Source organism: Streptomyces avermitilis MA-4680 = NBRC 14893 (assembly GCF_000009765.2).
Taxonomy (GTDB): domain Bacteria; phylum Actinomycetota; class Actinomycetes; order Streptomycetales; family Streptomycetaceae; genus Streptomyces; species Streptomyces avermitilis.
In genome coordinates this window covers 1,615,068-1,631,630 of sequence record NC_003155.5, presented here as the reverse complement: position 1 = coordinate 1,631,630, position 16,563 = coordinate 1,615,068, and the positions used below count along the sequence as shown (strand labels likewise).

12 protein-coding genes and 1 pseudogene are annotated in these 16,563 nt (G+C 71.9%); 10 read left to right on the top strand and 3 right to left on the bottom strand.

The window, feature by feature from the left end:
- Window positions 1-50: 50 nt before the first annotated feature.
- The 8 genes from SAVERM_RS07060 (at window position 51) to SAVERM_RS07025 (ending at window position 9,799) form a co-directional block, all read left to right on the top strand.
- A complete protein-coding gene (locus SAVERM_RS07060) occupies window positions 51-884 on the top strand; it encodes an undecaprenyl-diphosphate phosphatase (RefSeq protein WP_010982757.1) in 834 nt (277 codons plus the stop codon).
- Between the two features lie 153 nt (window positions 885-1,037).
- Window positions 1,038-1,751, top strand: a complete 714-nt coding sequence (locus SAVERM_RS07055; RefSeq protein ID WP_042492811.1) for a FadR/GntR family transcriptional regulator — start codon at window positions 1,038-1,040, stop codon at window positions 1,749-1,751.
- Entirely contained in the window at window positions 1,748-3,208 is a 1,461-nt protein-coding gene (locus SAVERM_RS07050; RefSeq protein WP_010982755.1) for an amino acid permease, read from the top strand. The genes SAVERM_RS07055 and SAVERM_RS07050 overlap by 4 nt, the downstream gene beginning before the upstream one ends.
- A gap of 11 nt (window positions 3,209-3,219) precedes the next feature.
- Window positions 3,220-4,236 carry an asparaginase gene (locus SAVERM_RS07045; RefSeq protein ID WP_078234590.1) on the top strand — a complete coding sequence of 339 codons (1,017 nt, stop codon included), beginning with the start codon at window positions 3,220-3,222 and terminating at the stop codon, window positions 4,234-4,236.
- A 91-nt stretch (window positions 4,237-4,327) separates the two neighbouring features.
- Window positions 4,328-5,740 carry an aspartate ammonia-lyase gene (aspA, locus tag SAVERM_RS07040; protein ID WP_010982753.1) on the top strand — a complete coding sequence of 471 codons (1,413 nt, stop codon included), beginning with the start codon at window positions 4,328-4,330 and terminating at the stop codon, window positions 5,738-5,740.
- A 203-nt stretch (window positions 5,741-5,943) separates the two neighbouring features.
- Window positions 5,944-6,885, top strand: a complete 942-nt coding sequence (locus tag SAVERM_RS07035) for a glutaminase (RefSeq protein WP_010982752.1) — start codon at window positions 5,944-5,946, stop codon at window positions 6,883-6,885.
- A gap of 143 nt (window positions 6,886-7,028) precedes the next feature.
- On the top strand, window positions 7,029-8,420 hold the full coding sequence (gene mptB / locus SAVERM_RS07030; RefSeq protein WP_037646054.1) for a polyprenol phosphomannose-dependent alpha 1,6 mannosyltransferase MptB: 1,392 nt from the start codon (window positions 7,029-7,031) through the stop codon (window positions 8,418-8,420).
- Window positions 8,417-9,799, top strand: a complete 1,383-nt coding sequence (locus tag SAVERM_RS07025) for a glycosyltransferase family 87 protein (RefSeq protein WP_010982750.1) — start codon at window positions 8,417-8,419, stop codon at window positions 9,797-9,799. The genes mptB and SAVERM_RS07025 overlap by 4 nt, the downstream gene beginning before the upstream one ends.
- A 59-nt stretch (window positions 9,800-9,858) precedes the next feature.
- Here SAVERM_RS07025 and SAVERM_RS39850 read toward each other — a convergent pair.
- Window positions 9,859-10,659 (bottom strand): annotated as a pseudogene (locus SAVERM_RS39850) (D-alanyl-D-alanine carboxypeptidase family protein); the annotation flags it as partial.
- A 111-nt stretch (window positions 10,660-10,770) separates the two neighbouring features.
- The gene (rho, locus tag SAVERM_RS07020) at window positions 10,771-11,910 is read right to left on the bottom strand and encodes a transcription termination factor Rho (protein ID WP_010982748.1); all 1,140 of its coding nucleotides are present in this window, start codon (window positions 11,908-11,910) and stop codon (window positions 10,771-10,773) included.
- A 378-nt stretch (window positions 11,911-12,288) separates the two neighbouring features.
- On the opposite strand from rho, the gene SAVERM_RS07015 reads away from it, so the two are divergent.
- Window positions 12,289-13,476: a flavin-dependent monooxygenase gene (locus SAVERM_RS07015; RefSeq protein ID WP_037646268.1), complete on the top strand. Its 1,188-nt coding sequence runs from the start codon at window positions 12,289-12,291 to the stop codon at window positions 13,474-13,476.
- A gap of 134 nt (window positions 13,477-13,610) precedes the next feature.
- Complete coding sequence (locus SAVERM_RS07010) at window positions 13,611-14,834, top strand: cytochrome P450 family protein (protein WP_171033244.1); 1,224 nt, start codon at window positions 13,611-13,613, stop codon at window positions 14,832-14,834.
- 1 nt (window position 14,835) lies between these two features.
- Here the strand turns inward: SAVERM_RS07010 and SAVERM_RS07005 are convergent, their stop codons facing one another.
- Window positions 14,836-16,425, bottom strand: a complete 1,590-nt coding sequence (locus tag SAVERM_RS07005) for an alpha-amylase family glycosyl hydrolase (protein WP_010982745.1) — start codon at window positions 16,423-16,425, stop codon at window positions 14,836-14,838.
- Window positions 16,426-16,563 lie beyond the last annotated feature (138 nt).

Here is a 16,563-nt window from a genome sequence, read left to right as displayed (position 1 = left end):
CGTAGTAAGACTGTCTACAACACTGTCGACCAACCCCAGAACTGGATCCCATGAGCGTCATCAACGTCGGTCAGGCCGTCGTCCTCGGAGCCGTCGAGGGCGTGACCGAGTTCCTTCCCGTCTCCTCCACCGGCCACCTCAAGATCACCGAGGGGCTGATGGGGATTCCCGTCGACGACAACGCCGTCGTCGGGTTCTCGGCCGTCATCCAGGTCGGCGCGATCGCGGCCGTGCTCGTGTACTTCTTCAAGGACATCGTGCGGATCGTCTCCGCGTGGGGACGCGGACTGCGCAACCGCGACGAGCGTCACCACCACGACTACAAGTTCGCCTGGTGGGTCATCTACGCCACCATCCCGATCGTGATCGTGGGCCTGGCCGCCAAGTCCCTCATCGAGGGCCCGCTCGCCTCGCTGTGGGTGGTCGCGGCCTCGCTGATCGTCGGCAGTGGCGTGATGTGGGCGGCGGACCAGATGGGCCGGCACAAGCGCGGCGAGGACGACACCTCCTTCAAGGACGCGATGCTGGTCGGCAGCTCCCAGATCCTCGCGCTGCTCTTTCCGGGCTTCTCCCGCTCCGGCGCCACGATGTCCACCGCGCTCATCCTCGACCTCGACCGCGTCGCCGCCACCCGCCTCTCCTTCTTCCTCGGCATCCCCGCCCTCACCGGAGCCGGCCTGTACGAGCTGAAGGACGCCCTGGGCACGGGCGTGGGCGTCGCCCCGCTGGCCGTCGGCACGATCGTGTCCTTCGTGGTCGCGTACGGCTCCATCTCCTGGCTGCTGAAGTTCGTCGCCAAGCACTCCTTCAACGCCTTCGTGATCTACCGGATCGTCATCGGCGTGCTGCTCCTGGGCCTGCTCGGCACGGGTGTGCTCAGCTGAGTCCGTCCGCGGTACGAGAATCGGCGTCCGTTCCGCGGGCGCCGATTCTCATTTTCAGACCCTTGACAGTCGCCTCCCGTTACCCGGAGGATCACACCCGTGAACCTGTCAGACAGCCAGACAGGTGGTGCGGTACCGCGGCGCGTCAGCGCCATGGAAGCGGTGCTCAGCCACCTTCGCGGCGCCATCGAGCGCGGCGACTACGCCATCGGCGAGAAGCTTCCCTCCGAGGCCGAGCTGTGCCGACGCCTGGAAGTCAGCAGGCCGGTGCTCCGCGAGGCCCTGCGCGCCCTCCAGGTGATGGGGCTGACCGCGTCCCGCACCGGCAAGGGCACCTTCGTCCTGGCTCACACGGTCGAGGACCCCACCTTCGGCGACTACGTGGCCAGCGACCTGCTGGAAGTCCGCCGCCACGTCGAGATCCCGGTCGCCGGGTACGCGGCGCTGCGGCGCACTCCCGAGAACCTCGACCACCTCGCCCATCTCCTGGACCGCATGGAGCGGGAGACGGACACCACCGCGTGGGTCGCGATGGACACGCTCTTCCACCTCACGGTCGCCGAGGCCGCCCAGAACCCGGTCTTCCGCCGGGTGATCGAGGAGATCCGCGACGCGCTGGCGCGTCAGTCGGCCTTCCTCAACGAACTGGGCGGCCGTCGCGAACAGTCCAACCGCGAGCACCGGGCGATCGTCGAGGCGCTGATCGACCGCAGCGAGCACGACGCGGTGGAGGCCATGTCCCACCACCTGGACCGCGTCGAGACGACCCTCACCGACATCGTGCGCACCCCGCGCACGGACACCCCCACCCAGATCCCCACGGACTCCACGGCACCATCCCCTTCGGAAGGCGGACCCCAGGCGTGAGCGAGCAGTCCCTCAAAGGCGAGGCCCAAGGCGCGATACGGACCGGGACGCAGCCCTCGCGGCACGTCGACGCCGGAGACGCGGGCTACGCCAAGTCCCTGAAGTCCCGGCACGTCAACATGATCGCCATCGGCGGCGCCATCGGCACCGGGCTCTTCCTCGGCGCGGGCGGTCGCCTCGCCGACGCGGGACCGTCCCTCTTCGTCGCGTACGCGGTCTGCGGGATCTTCGCCTTCCTCGTCGTCCGGGCGCTCGGCGAACTCGTCCTGTACCGGCCCTCCTCCGGCGCCTTCGTGTCGTACGCCCGGGAGTTCCTCGGCGAGAAGGGCGCGTACACGGCCGGCTGGATGTACTTCCTCAACTGGGCCACCACCGGTATCGCCGACATCACCGCGGTGGCCGTCTACACCCACTACTGGGGCATGTTCTCCGACATCCCGCAGTGGGTGATCGCACTGATCGCGCTCGCCGTCGTCCTCACCGTGAACCTGATCTCCGTACGCATGTTCGGCGAACTGGAGTTCTGGTTCGCGATCATCAAGGTCAGCGCGCTCGTCGTCTTCATGCTCATCGGCATCTTCCTGCTGGTCACCCAGCACCCGGTCGACGGCCACCACCCCGGCCCGTCCCTGATCACCGACCACGGCGGCATCTTCCCCCACGGCCTGCTGCCGATGCTGCTGATCATCCAGGGCGTCGTCTTCGCGTACGCCTCCGTCGAGCTGGTCGGTGTCGCGGCGGGCGAGACCGAGAACCCCGAGAAGATCATGCCGAAGGCGATCAACTCGATCATGTGGCGCGTCGGCCTCTTCTACGTCGGCTCGGTCGTCCTGCTGTCGATGCTGCTGCCCTGGAACAAGTACACCGCCGGCCAGAGCCCCTTCGTGACCGTCCTCTCCAACATCGGCGTCCCGGCGGCGGGCGGCGTGATGAACCTCGTCGTCCTCACCGCGGCCATGTCCTCGCTCAACTCCGGCCTGTACTCCACCGGCCGCATCCTGCGCTCCATGGCCATGTCCGGCTCCGCGCCGAAGTTCACCGGCGTGATGAGCCGCAGCCAGGTCCCCTACGGCGGCATCCTGCTCACCAGCGGCATCTGTATCCTCGGCGTCGGCCTCAACTTCGTGGTCCCGGCCGACGCCTTCGAGATCGTGCTCAACTTCGCGGCGATCGGCATCCTCGCCACCTGGGGCATGATCATGCTCTGCCACCTCATGTTCTGGCGGAAGACCCGCACCGGCGAGCTGTCCAGGCCGAGCTACCGCCTCCCCGGCTCGCCGTGGACCGAGATCGTCACCATCGGCTTCCTCGTCAGCGTGCTCGTCCTGATGTACGCCGACGGCGGCGCCGGCCGTACGACGGTGCTGTGCCTGCCGCTGATCGCGGCGGCGCTGGTGGCCGGCTGGTACGGCGTACGCGGCCGGGTCGCCCGCAAGGCCTCCGGAGCGGACGCGTGAACCAGGCGGTGCTGTACGGCAGTTCTCTGGCCGAGGCCCCCGTGATCCGGGAGCCCCTGCACACCCCCGTCGCCCACCTCGTACGCGAAGGGGTCATCGAGGGCATCCACTACGGGTCCGTCGTGGTGCTCGGCGCCGACGGGAACGTGGACCTGCAGATCGGCGACATCGAGGCGGCCTTCTATCCACGCTCGGCCCTCAAGCCCGTACAGGCCGTGGCGATGCTGCGGGCCGGGCTGCCCCTCGACGGGGAACTGCTCTCGCTGGCCGCCGCCAGCCACTCCGGCGAGGAGCGGCATCTGGCCGGCACCCGGCGGATCCTGGAGCGGGCCGGGCTCACCGAGGACGATCTGCGCAATGTGCCCGACCTGCCGTTCGACCCGGTCGTGCGGGAGTCCTGGGTGCGCCAGGGGCGGCTGCCGTCCCGGCTCGCCCAGAACTGCTCCGGCAAGCACGCGGCCATGCTGTACACGGCGAAGCTCAACGGCTGGTCCCTCGACGACTGTCTCGATCCCGCGCACCCGCTCCAGCAGGCCATCGCCGAGATCGTCGAGGACCTCACAGGGCAGGCCATCGCCAAGGTGACCGTCGACGGCTGCGGCGCCCCCCTCTTCTCCGTCTCCCTGCACGGCCTGGCGCGAGCCGCGGCCCGGATCACCACCGCGCCTTCGGGGACCCCGGAGGCGCGGGTGGCCGACGCGATGCGCGAGCACGCCGAGATGGCCTCCGGCACCGGACGCGACGTCGCCGCGCTGATGCGGGCCGTGCCCGGACTGCTCGCCAAGGACGGCTTCGAGGGCGTACAGGTCGCCGCGCTCCCGGACGGCCGCGCCGTCGCCGTCAAGATCGCCGACGGCGCGAACCGGGCGCGTGTCCCGGTCGCCGCGGCCGCCCTCGCGCGCGCCGGTGTCGACCCGGCGGCGCTCGCCGAGTTCGCGGGCGAGCCGCTGCTCGGCGGCGGCCGGCCGGTCGGCGGCGTCCGGCCCGTCCGCGCTCTCGATCCCCTCACCCGGCACACGTACTCCTGACGCCCGCACACCCGACGTACGCACCTCACATGTCCGGCGCACCCACCCCGTACGTCGGACTCGTCCCCCTCTGAAAGAGACCCGCACTGCCATGACCGCCGCAGCCCACCGCAGCGAACACGACCTGCTCGGAGACCGCGACGTCCCCGCCGAGGCGTACTGGGGCATCCACTCCCTGCGCGCCAAGGAGAACTTCCCCATCACGGGGACGCCGATCTCCACGTACCCGCATCTGATCGACGCCCTCGCCGCCGTGAAGGAGGCCGCCGCCCTCGCCAACGAGGAACTCGGCCTGCTGGAGCCGAAGAAGGCCGCGGCCATCGTGGCCGCCTGCCGGGAGATCCGGGACGGCAAGCTGCACGACCAGTTCGTCGTCGACGTCATCCAGGGCGGCGCGGGCACCTCGACGAACATGAACGCCAACGAGGTCATCGCCAACCGGGCCCTTGAACTGCTCGGCCACGCCAAGGGCGAGTACCGGCACCTGCACCCCAACGAGGACGTCAACCTCGGCCAGTCGACCAACGACGTCTACCCGACCGCCGTGAAGATCGCGACCGTGTTCGCGGTGCGCGGTCTGCTCAAGGCCATGGCGGTGCTCCAGGACGCCTTCGCCCGCAAGGCCGTCGAGTTCCGTGACGTGCTGAAGATGGGCCGCACCCAGCTCCAGGACGCGGTGCCCATGACGCTGGGGCAGGAGTTCTCCGCGTACGCCGTCATGCTCGACGAGGACCGCAGCCGGCTCGCCGAGGCCGTCGAACTGATCCACGAGATCAACCTGGGCGCCACGGCGATCGGCACCGGACTCAACGCGCCCGCCGGATACGCCGAGTCGGCCCGCCGCCAGCTCGCCGCCCTCACCGGGCTGCCGCTGGTCACCGCCGCCAACCTGGTCGAGGCCACCCAGGACTGCGGTGCCTTCGTCCAGATGTCGGGGGTGCTCAAGCGGATCGCCGTCAAGCTCTCCAAGAGCTGCAACGACCTGCGGCTGCTGTCGTCCGGGCCGCGCGCGGGGCTCAACGAGATCAACCTGCCGCCGGTACAGGCCGGTTCGAGCATCATGCCCGGCAAGGTCAACCCGGTCATCCCCGAGGTCGTCAACCAGGTCGCCTTCGAGGTCATCGGCAACGACGTCGCGATCACCATGGCCGCCGAGGCGGGGCAGCTCCAGCTCAACGCCTTCGAGCCGATCATCCTGCACTCGCTGTCCGAGAGCATCACGCATCTGCGGGCCGCCTGCCTGACGCTCGCCGAGCGGTGCGTCGACGGGATCACGGCCAACACCGAGGAACTGCGCGCCGCCGTGGAGAACTCCATCGGCCTGGTGACCGCCCTCAACCCGCACATCGGGTACACGGCGGCCACCGCCATCGCCAAGGAGGCCCTCGCCACCGGGCGCGGGGTCGCCGAACTCGTCCTGGAGAAGGGCCTGTTGCCGGCCGACCGGCTCGCGTCGCTGCTGCGGCCCGAGGTGCTCGCGGGCAGCGGCTCCCCGCAGATCTGAACAGTGGACGAACACCGGAAGCCACGGGGAGGGGTGTCGGCCGGTCGGCCGAGGGCCTGTTCGCCGGATCATGGCGCAGGCGCGGGGTCCGACCTGCCCGCCCCTCAGCAGACACCGTTGCCTTCCTCCGGCCCGATCCGCCGGACCGGCGCCGGCCCCGCCCGCCGGAGGCGGATGCGCGTTCCGCGTGACCGGGCGGCAGAATGGTGATCATGTCCGCGTCCTGGTCGTCCCACGCCTTCCAGCCGGTCCTGGAGCGCATCGCCGACGAGATCGAGCGCACCCCGGGGCGCGGCCGGCCCGCCGACTACATTCCGGCGCTGGCCGCCTGCGACCCGCGCCGCTTCGGCATGGCCGTCGCGGAGCTCGACGGCACGGTGTACGGCGTGGGGGACTGGCGGCAGCCGTTCTCCACGCAGTCCATCACCAAGGTGTTCACCCTCGCCCTCGACCTGGCCCGCGAGGGCGACGCCCTGTGGGAGCACGTGGGCCGCGAACCCTCCGGCAACCCGTTCAACTCGCTGGTCCAGCTGGAGTACGAGAGCGGCATCCCGCGCAACCCGTTCATCAACGCGGGCGCCCTCGTCGTCACCGACCGGCTCCAGACACAGACCGGCGACGCGGCCGGGTCGCTCCTGGAGTTCCTGCGCGCCGAGAGCGGCAACCCCCGGCTGACCTTCGACCAGGACGTCGCCGCCTCCGAGGCCGCGCACGGCGACCGGAACGCCGCGCTCGGCCACTTCATGGCGTCGTACGGCAATATCGACAACTCCGTGCCGGTGCTCCTCGACCAGTACTTCCGGCAGTGCTCCATCGAGGCGTCCTGCGCCGACCTGGCGCTCGCCACCGGCTTCCTGGCCCGGCACGGCATCCGCGCCGACGGCTCCCGGCTGCTCACCCAGAGCCAGGCCAAGCAGGTCAACGCGGTCATGCTGACCTGCGGCACGTACGACGCGGCGGGCGACTTCGCCTACCGCGTGGGCCTGCCCGGCAAGAGCGGCGTCGGCGGCGGCATCATCGCGGTCGTCCCCGGCCGCTGCACGCTGTGCGTGTGGAGCCCGGGCCTCGACGAGCGCGGCAACTCGGTGGCGGGCGTCGCGGCCCTCGACCGCTTCACGACCCTGACGGGCGTGTCGGTGTTCTGAGGGTCCGAACTCACCGGCGTTCTGAGGGTCCGAACCCATCGGCCCGGCCCCGCGCACACGGCGGTCACACGCAGGCCGCCGCCCGGAGGGAAGTGCGTCGCCTTCCGGCCATCCGGCGTTGACACGCTTCCCGAGTGTTGGCCATGGCTTTCCCCGTCGATCTCCGCCGCTGTCAGGCCCTCGGCCTGGCCGGCACCGCCTTCCTCGCGGCGGGCGGTGAGACGGCCGGGGCCCTGCCGGCCCGCGAGCTGATCGCCCCCGAGTCCGGGCGCGCGGCGCTCGGACTGGTCGGCGTGTACTTCGGCGTCGTTCTGCTGATCGCCGCGTGGGCGCTGCTGGGCACAGTCGTACGAGGCCCCGAACCGCCCACCGTGCGCTCGCTCCTGGGGGTGCTCGCCGCCTGGGCGGCGCCGCTCCTGCTGGCACCGCCCCTGTTCAGCCGCGACGTCTACAGCTACCTCGCCCAGGGCGCCATGGTCGACGCCCACATCGACGTGTACGCGTACGGCCCCGCGCGGCTCGGCGGGCCGCTCGCGGACCAGGTGGCCCCGGTCTGGCAGCACACGCCGACCCCGTACGGACCGGTCTTCCTCGCCGTCGCCTCGGCCCTGTCCGGCCTGACGCGCGGCGAGCTGCCGGCCGGGCTGCTCGGCATGCGGCTGGTCGCACTGCTCGGGGTGGCGCTGATGGCGGCGGCACTGCCCCGGCTCGCCCGGCACAGCGGCGTCGACCCGGCCGCCGCGCTGTGGCTCGGCGCTCTCCACCCGCTGGTGCTGCTGCATCTGGTCGCGGGGGCGCACAACGACGCCGTCATGCTGGGGCTGCTCGGCGCCGGACTGGTGGCCGCGCGCGGCCGGTGGCACGTCCTGGGCGTCGTCCTCGTGACGCTGGCCGCGCTGGTCAAGGCGCCGGCGGTGCTCGGCCTGGTCGCCGTGGTGGCATTGCGCCGACACGTCGGTGTGGCGCGGGCGGTGGCGACGACCACGGCCGGCGCGCTCGCCACGACCGCCCTGGCCACCGCCGTCGCCGGTACGGGATACGGCTGGATCGCCGCCCTCAAGACCCCTGTCTCGCCCCACAACTGGTCGCCCACCAGCGTCCTCGGCCGTGCCACCGGCGCCCTGCTGGAGAACCTCGGCAGCGATCTCGCGCCCCTCGCCCTGCCGGCCTGGCAGGCGGCCGGACTCGTGGCGACCACGGCCGCCGTCCTGTTCATCTGGCTGCGGCTGCGGCCCGGCCCGGTCTACGCGCTCGGGCTGAGCCTGGCCGTGGTGGCCGTCCTCGGCCCCGCGATCCGGCCCTGGTACGCGCTGTGGGGCCTGTTCCTCATCGCGGCGGCCGCCCCCAGCGGTTCCCTGCGCCACCGTGTCGCCGCCGCTGTCGGCTGCGTGCTCGCGCTCGCGGTGCTGCCCAACGGCGGACCGCCGGACACCGCGCAGGTGGTCCTGGCCGTCTCCGGTGGTGTGCTCGCCCTGGTCGTGCTCTGGCAGGCTCATCAGACGGCGCGGGCACCGGTGCCGGGGCGGACCGCGTGAGACTGCCGCACACCGACCGGGGGCGGCTCGCCCTCGTGCTGCCCCTCGCCACCGCCGTCGCCGTCTTCACCGCCACCGTGCCGCTGCTGCGCGACTGGTTCGACCTGCGCGTCTACTACGGGACCGTCGACGCGTGGGTGCACCACGGCGGCCGTATCTACGACTACCGGGTGCCGGGGACGACGTACGGATTCACCTATCCGCCGTTCGCGGCCCTCGGCATGCTGCCGATGGCCCTGGTCGGCCTGCCGACGGCGGTCGCGCTCGCGCTGCTGCTCAACCTCGCGGCGACGGCCGCGGTGCTGCTGATCCTCACCGGGCCCGCTCTGCGGCGCCACGGCTGGTTCGGCTGGGCCCTGGCCGGCTGTGCGCTGGCGCTGCTCGAACCGGTCCGCGACACCGTCAGCTTCGGCCAGGTCAACCTTCTGCTGCTGGCCCTCGTGCTCGGCGACGCCTGGCTGCTGTCCACCGGGCGCGGGCGCCGGGCGGGCGTCGGCATCGGCCTCGCGACGGCCGTCAAACTGACGCCCGCGCTCTTCATCGGTCTGCTGCTGCTCGCCCGCCGCTGGCGGGCCGCGGCCGTCGCGACGGCGGTCGCCGGGGCCGCCACCGCGCTCGCGGCGTGGGCGGCGCCGGACGCCTCCCGCTTCTACTGGACCCGGGCGGTGTGGGACACCGCCCGCGTCGGCCGCCTCGACTATGTCTCCAACCAGTCGCTGCAAGGCGTCCTGGCACGGCTCGCGGCACCGGGCGAACCGAGCCGTGCGGTCTGGGCGGTGGCGGTCGTGCTGGTCCTGGCCGTCTGGGCCCGGCGCACCCACCGCGCCCTGCGGGCGGGCGACTGGCGGGCCGCCTTCGCCCTCACCGGCCTGGCCGCCTGCCTGGTCAGCCCGATCACCTGGGTGCACCATCTGGTCTGGCTGCTCCCGTCCTTCGCCGTCCTGTGGCGCCGACGCCTGCCGCGGGTCGCCGGCACTCTGTACGTGGTGCTGTGCAGCAGCGTCGTCTGGCTGTGGTTCGACGACGCGTCCGGCGTCGACGGGTTCCTCGGCAGCAACACCTATGTGTGGGTCACTCTCGGACTGCTGCTGCGGCTGCCGGTCGGTCAGCGCCGCCCGGACCGCCCGCCCTTGAAGCGCAGCGCCAGCACCACGGCCCCCGCGCCCACGGCGGCCGCACCCGCGATCGCTCCCGTCACCGGCCAGCCGGGACCGCCACCGTCCTGCGCCATGACGGCATCCGGCGTGGCGGGGCCCGCCTGCGCCACGGTGCGCGCGGAGAGCAGCGACCCGACGGGGTCGACGCGCCCGGCGGCGCCGAACCCCCAGTCGAGCAGTGAGCGAGCCTCCTCGTACACGGCCAAGCCGCCGCCCGACTGAGGGTTCAGCACCGTGACGACGAGCGTGCGGCCGCCCCGGCGCGCGGCGGCCACGAGTGTGTTGCCCGCGTTGCTGGTGTAGCCGTTCTTGACGCCGATCAGGCCGGGATACGGCGCGATCCCGTCGGCGCCGGTCAGCAGCCGGTTGGTGTTCTGGATCTCGTACGCCCCACCGTTGCCCGGGAACGTGGCATCGACGGTGGAGCAGTACCGGGCGAAGTCCTCGCGGTTCAGACCGGCCCGGCCGAAGATCGCGAGGTCGTAGGCGGACGACGTCTGCCCCGGTGCGTCGTAGCCGTCGGGGGAGACGACATGGGTGTCGAGGGCGCCCAGGGCGCGGGCCTTGGCCTGCATCTGGTGGGCCGTGGTGTCCCAGCCGCCGTTCATCGAGGCCAGTACGTGCACGGCGTCGTTGCCGGAGTGCAGGAAGATTCCGCGCCACAGGTCCGTGACCTGGTACGTCTGTCCTTCCGTGACGCCGACCGTGCTGCTGCCGTCGCCGAGTCCCTCCAGTTCCCGCTCCGCGACGGTGTGCCGGATGCCGCCGGGCAGCGTGGGGAGCATGGTGAGGGCGAAGAGCGTCTTGAGGGTGCTGGCGGGCGGCAGCGGGCGGTGCGCGTCGTGCGAGGCGAGCACATCGCCGGTGCCCGCGTCGGCCACCAGCCACGACAGCGCCGACACGTTCGGGACCTCGGGTGCCCCGGCCCGTGGCCGCACCTGCGTGCCGGACCGGTACAGCGGCGGCGGCTGCAACGCCGTGGGTTTTGGGGCAGCAGGGTCGACGCCGGTGCGGGCGACGGCCGGGCCCGGCACCAGAGCGAGTGCGCCGACCACGCAGAGGGCGGAGCAGGAGCCAACCATGCGGGATGAGAATCTGATAGTCATACCGGACACCGTAGGAACGGAGACCGCCCACGCGGGGATGCCTGGGCCGGGCGGGGGGATCGAGCACCCGGATGCCGCAAGCGCCGCCTATGCGGCGGGCAGCGTCGGCTGGACCTGGCGCAGGAAGGCCGTGTTGTCCGGCGTGGCGCGCAGGCGCTCCAGGAGGGTTTCGAGGTTGGCCTGGCCGTCCCGGGTCTGCAGGGCGCGGCGCAGTCCTCGTACGGCGGCCAACTCGGCCGAAGGCAGCAGGAGTTCCTCGCGGCGGGTGCCGGACGGGGTGATGTCGACGGCCGGGTAGATCCGCTTGGCGGCCGGTGCGCGGTCGAGGCGGAGTTCCATGTTGCCCGTGCTCTTGAGCTCCTCGAAGAAGAAGTCGTCGGCGCGGGAGCCGGTCTCCACCAGGGCCGTGGCGAGGATGGTGAGCGAACCGCCCTCCTCGGCCAGGCGCGCCGCGCCGAAGAACCGCTTGGGGCCCTGGAGCGCGGCAGCGTCGACACCACCGCTGAGCGTGCGGCCTCCGGCGGCGGCCGTGTTGTTGTGCGCCCGGCACAGCCGGGTGAGCGAGTCCAGGAGGATGACGACGTCCTGGCCCTGTTCGACGAGCCGCTTGGCCCGTTCGACGACGAGTTCGGCGAGCGCGATGTGCTGCTTCGGTGCCCGGTCGAAGGTCGAGGCGTACACCTCGCCGCGCACGGACCGCCGCATGTCGGTGACTTCCTCGGGGCGCTCGTCGAGCAGCACCACCATCAGGTGGCACTCGGGGTGGTTCCCGGCGACGGCCGCGGCGATCTGCTGGAGCAGCACGGTCTTGCCGGTCTTGGGCGGGGCGACGATGAGCCCGCGCTGGCCCTTGCCGACCGGGGCGATCAGGTCGATCACCCGGGTGGACAGCCCGCCCGCGGGGTGTTCGAGCCGGATCCGTTCGCGGGGGTGCAGCGGGGTGAGGTCACGGAAGTGGGGGCGGCCGCGCAGCTGCTCGGGGGCGCGGCCGTTGACCGACGCCACCTCGGTGAGGCCGCGCTGGCCGCCGCGTACGCCTTCGACGACGTCGCCCTTGCGCAGGCCGTGACGGCGGATCAGCGCGGCGGGGACCTGGAGGTCGTTCGGAGTGGGCAGGCAGTTCCCGGTGCGCAGGTACCCCTGCCCGCCCTGTGCGATGTCGAGGACACCGGTGGCGTGGGCCGGGAGCTGCTGCTGTACGGGAGGGTGTTCGAGTGTGGTGGTCATCGGAGAGGTCCTTTCACGGACTGGGTCATGAGGTCATGCGGTCTTGAGGAAGGGGGGAGAGGCCGGAGGCGGCGTGCTCACGCCTGTGCGCGGCGGAAACACCTCGGGTGCGGCGGACGGAACGATCTGTCCGTGGCCGTGCTCAGGAGGTGGTGCTGAGAAGCTGGATCGCCGGTCGTGAAGGACGGGCGCGACAGCTGATGGAGAAGGACTGGGCACCGGCGCCGAAAGAAGGGGCGTTACACAAGTGCCATCGGCAGCGTACCACTGGATACGCGATCCAGTCCTGCAACACGGCCGAGAGCCATCTCATTCCCGCCCACGCGGCCGGTCGCGGCAGCGTTGACAGGGGAGGCGGGGCGCGCGACGGTGGTCGGCATGGTCGATGCCGGGATCGTCGAACGCGTACGAGCACTGCGACCGCTGATCCGGGAGAACGCGCTGCGCGCCGAGCGTGAGCGGCGGGTGCCGGACGAGGTCGTCGAGGCGCTGACCGGCACCGGGATCCACCGTATGAACGTGCCGCGCCGCTACGGCGGTCACCAGACTCCGCTGCGGACCCAGGTCGACGCTTTCGCCGAGATCGCCGCCGAGTGCGCTTCCACCGCGTGGATGACGCTGAGTCAGGCGGGCGTCTCGTACATCGCGGCGCTCTTCCCCGACGAGGCGCAGGACGAGTTCTTCACCGGCCCCGGCGGCCCGGACGTCAGGATCGGCGGGACGCTGATCCCCGGTGCCACGGCGGTGCCGTACGGCGGCGGCTACCGCGTCAGCGGCACCTCCGCCTTCGCCACCGGCTGCCATCACGCGGACTGGCACCTGCTGACGACCGCGGTGGCCGCCGCCGACGGACAGCTCCCGCCGGGGCCGCCGGAGATCAGGTGGGCCGCCGTCCCCATGGCCGAGCTGGAGATACTGGACGACTGGCACGTCACGGGGCTGGCCGGCAGCGGGAGCAACACGGTCGTGGCCCGTGACGTCTTCGTTCCCGCGCACCGCATGCTCGCGGTCGGGCCGATGCTCGCCGGGCGGTTCCCGTCGAAGGCCAACGCGGACGACCCCTTCTACCGTATGCCGGTACTGCTGCTGTTCTGCGCCTGGTCGGCCCCGGTGGCCCTTGGCCTGGCCCGGGCGGCGGTGGCGGAGTTCACCGAGCGCATCCACCGGCGCGGCATCACGTACACCTTCCACGAGCGGCAGAACGAAGCCACGGTCACCCATCTCCAGGTGGCCGAGGCCGAGATGAGGGTCGGCGGTGCCGAGCTGCACCTGGCCCGGCTGACCGCCGAGATCGAGGCCAAGGCCCGCGACGACCTCCCGTACACCCCGCTGGAGCGGGCGCGCATCCGGGCCGAGAGCGGTTATGTGACCCGGATCTGCCGGGAGGCCGTCGACCTGCTCGCCGCCGCGAGCGGAGCCTCCTCCCTTCACCAGGAGGTGCCCATGCAACGCATCACCCGCGACATCCACGCGCTGTGTCTGCACTCCTTCGTCAACCCCACCACCAACATGGAGATCTACGGCCGCGTGCTGTCCGGCATGGACCCGGGTACTCCCTTCCTGTGATGGCCTGAAGGGAGCGCCGGGGGCGTGTGCGCGGGGTACCGCGAGCAGGCAGACTCGTCCGTCGTACGGCCCCGACCCGACGCCGCAGTCAGGAGACCTCGTTGGACACCTCGTCCGGCACGCAGCCGCACCGCATGGACCCGGCCGGCGGCTGTCCGCACGCCGACAACGCGCGGCTGCTCGCGCGGGGCGCCGTCGCGCCGGTTCTCCTGCCCGGTGACATCGAAGGCATGGCGGTCCTCGGGCACGACGCGCTCAAGGAGTTCCTCGCGCACCCCGAAGTGGCCAAGAACGCACGGCACTTCACCGCGCTGCAAGAGGGGCGGACCGCGCCGGGGTGGCCGCTGCTGACCTTCGCCACCGTGCAGGGGATGACAACCGCCGACGGTGAGGACCACCGGCGGCTCAGATCGCTGGTGAGCAAGGCCTTCACCGCCCGCCGGGTGGAGCGACTGCGACCGTGGATAGAGGAGTTGACGTCCGCGCTGCTCGACGGTCTCGGGCGCGCGGCCGAGGAGGGCGGCCAGGTCGCCGATCTACGAGCGCACTTCGCGCTGCCCCTGCCCATGGGTGTGATCGGTGAACTGCTCGGCGTCGACGCCGAGCACCGGGACCGACTGCACCACCTGTCGAACCAGGTGGTGGCCACGGACATCGGGCCCGAGCAGGCCATCGCCGCCAACCGGGAGCTGGTGGCCGTCCTGAGCACGGTGGCCGCCGCCCGGGCCGAGCGCCCGGGCGACGACCTCACCAGTGCGCTGATCGCCGCCCGGGACGAGGGCGGCGACCGGCTCAGCCAGCAGGAACTCATCGGCACCCTGGTCCTGATGATCATCGCCGGGCACGAGACCACGCTGAACCTCATCACCAACGCCGTACGCGCGCTGTGCGGCAACCGCGACCAGCTGGAGCTGGTGCGCAAAGGAGACGCCGGCTGGCCGGACGTCGTCGAGGAGACCCTGCGCTGGGACGCCCCCGTCAGCTACTTCCCGTTCCGCTACCCGGTGCGCGATCTGACGGTCGACGGCACCGTCATCCCCGCGGGCACCCCCGTCCTGGCCGGCTACTCGGCCGCCGGACGCGACCCGGCCGCACACGGGCCGGACGCCGACCGGTTCGACGTCACCCGGCCCGCCAGGTCCGAGACCACGCGCCACCTGTCGCTCGGGCACGGCGCCCATTACTGCCTCGGCGCGCCGCTGGCCCGGATGGAGGCCACCATCGCCCTGGAGCGGCTGTTCACCCGCTTCCCCGACCTCGAACTCGCCGTCCCCGAGGCGGAACTGGCGCGCCACTCCAGCTTCGTGGGCAACAGCGTGCGGGCGCTCCCGGTGCGGCCGGGAGTCCCCCGGAGCTGATCTACCGGCCCAGGTCGAAGACGCCGTACGAGAACCCTTCAGCCTCGATGGTGCCGTTGCCGACCCGCACGCCGGACGCCTCCAGCGCGCGTGCCTCCCGCGTGGCGTCGTAGGGGCAACGCACCTCGTTGCGCTGCGGGTTGACGACCACGAGATAGCGGCCGCCCCGGACGTACACGAAGGGGTACCCCGTGTGCAGCACCTCCACCGAGCCGCCCGAGCCGAGTGCGGGGGTGCTCGCGCGCAGGGCGACGAGGCGGCGCACCAGATGGAGGAGCGAGCCGTCGTCGGCGCGCTGGGCGGCCACCGTCGGGCGGTCCGGGGACGGGTCGAGCGGCAGGTAGAGCCGGTCGGCCGGGGCCGTGGAGAAGCCCGCGCCCGGACCGTCGTCCCACTGCATCGGGGTGCGCGAGCCCGCGCGGTTGTAGCGGGGGCCCAGCACGCTGCCCTCCTTGTCGGGCAGGCCCCCGACGTAGCGCATGCCGATCTCGTCGCCGTAGTAGATCGCCGGCAGTGTCGGCCAGGTCAGCTGGAAGGCGAACGCCGCGGGGAGCTGCTCGGCCGTGCGCGGACCGCAGTTGAGGCGGGAGAAGTCGTGGTTGGCGGTGGGCAGGGAGACGAAGCCGGTGGCCCCGACGGCGTCGGAGGCCTTGCGCCACGCCTCGACGAAGGGGCGCGGCGAGCCCTTGCCGCTCGCGTCGAAGAAGCAGTCCAGCGGGTCCCAGGCCTCGTTGACCGTGCCGTCGCCGTTGCTCCACAGCGAGCGCAGGGGCAGGCCGTCCGTCGCGCCGCCGAACTGGAGGAAGAAGTCCGTGTGGAAGCCGGCCGGGACGGACACCTCGGGCTCGCCCCACTCCGACAGCAGCACCGCGTCCGGGTGAGCCGTGTCCAGCCAGTGCCGCAGCTCCGTCCAGATCCTGGCCGTCTCCGTCCTGCCGGGGTCGTCCTTGACGAGTGATGCCGCCATGTCCACGCGGAAACCGGCCAGGCCCAGACCCAGCCAGTGGTCCATGATCGTGCGCAGTGCCTCGCGGTTGGCGCGCGGGCCCGCGGCGTCGACCGGCTGTCGCCAGGGCTCGGCCGGGTTCTTGCGACCGTAGCCGAAGTTGAGAGCGGGCTGGGTGTCGAAGAAGTTCGGGAGATACGCGCCCGGACGGGTGCCGGGCGAGGTGACGAAGCCGTCCGGGCGGCCCTCGGGCGCCCAGATGTAGCGGTGGTCGTCCGGGTCGTTCGCCGAGGCCGTGAACCACGGGTGTTCGTCGGAGGTGTGACCGGCGACGAGGTCGAGAAGGACGCGGATACCTCGGCGGCCCGCCTCGTCGACCAGCTCGGCCAGGTCGTCGGCCGAGCCGTAGCGGGGCGCGACGTTCAGGTAGTCGGAGACGTCGTACCCCGCGTCGCGGAACGGGGAGACGAAGCACGGGTTGAGCCAGACGGCGGTGACGCCCAGCCACACGAGGTGGTCGAGGCGCTGGACGATCCCGTTGAAGTCGCCGATGCCGTCGCCGTCGGAATCGGCGAACGACTGCGGATAGATCTGGTAGAAGACGGCGTCGGCCAGCCATGCGGGGGCGGGACGGAACGAAGTCATGAAGCGGACCCTAGGCGAGCCCGCCCGGCGCGCGCTGCCCCTCGGCCGAAGGTGACCCCTTTCGACGCCCGCCGCTGCCGAAGGCGATCTCTTCCGGTATCTGTGCCTCCGAAGGCGAGCATCTTCGCGGCGCGTTTG

Bases quoted from the DNA above. Each gene is read 5' to 3' on its own strand.
- SAVERM_RS07035 (WP_010982752.1), top strand. From the start codon at position 5,944: ATGGTGATCATGTCCGCGTCCTGGTCGTCCCACGCCTTCCAGCCGGTC.
- rho (WP_010982748.1), bottom strand. From the start codon at position 11,910: ATGACCACCACACTCGAACACCCTCCCGTACAGCAGCAGCTCCCGGCC.
- aspA (WP_010982753.1), top strand. From the start codon at position 4,328: ATGACCGCCGCAGCCCACCGCAGCGAACACGACCTGCTCGGAGACCGC.
- mptB (WP_037646054.1), top strand. From the start codon at position 7,029: ATGGCTTTCCCCGTCGATCTCCGCCGCTGTCAGGCCCTCGGCCTGGCC.
- SAVERM_RS07060 (WP_010982757.1), top strand. From the start codon at position 51: ATGAGCGTCATCAACGTCGGTCAGGCCGTCGTCCTCGGAGCCGTCGAG.
- SAVERM_RS07015 (WP_037646268.1), top strand. From the start codon at position 12,289: ATGGTCGATGCCGGGATCGTCGAACGCGTACGAGCACTGCGACCGCTG.
- SAVERM_RS07010 (WP_171033244.1), top strand. From the start codon at position 13,611: ATGGACCCGGCCGGCGGCTGTCCGCACGCCGACAACGCGCGGCTGCTC.
- SAVERM_RS07055 (WP_042492811.1), top strand. From the start codon at position 1,038: ATGGAAGCGGTGCTCAGCCACCTTCGCGGCGCCATCGAGCGCGGCGAC.
- SAVERM_RS07005 (WP_010982745.1), bottom strand. From the start codon at position 16,425: ATGACTTCGTTCCGTCCCGCCCCCGCATGGCTGGCCGACGCCGTCTTC.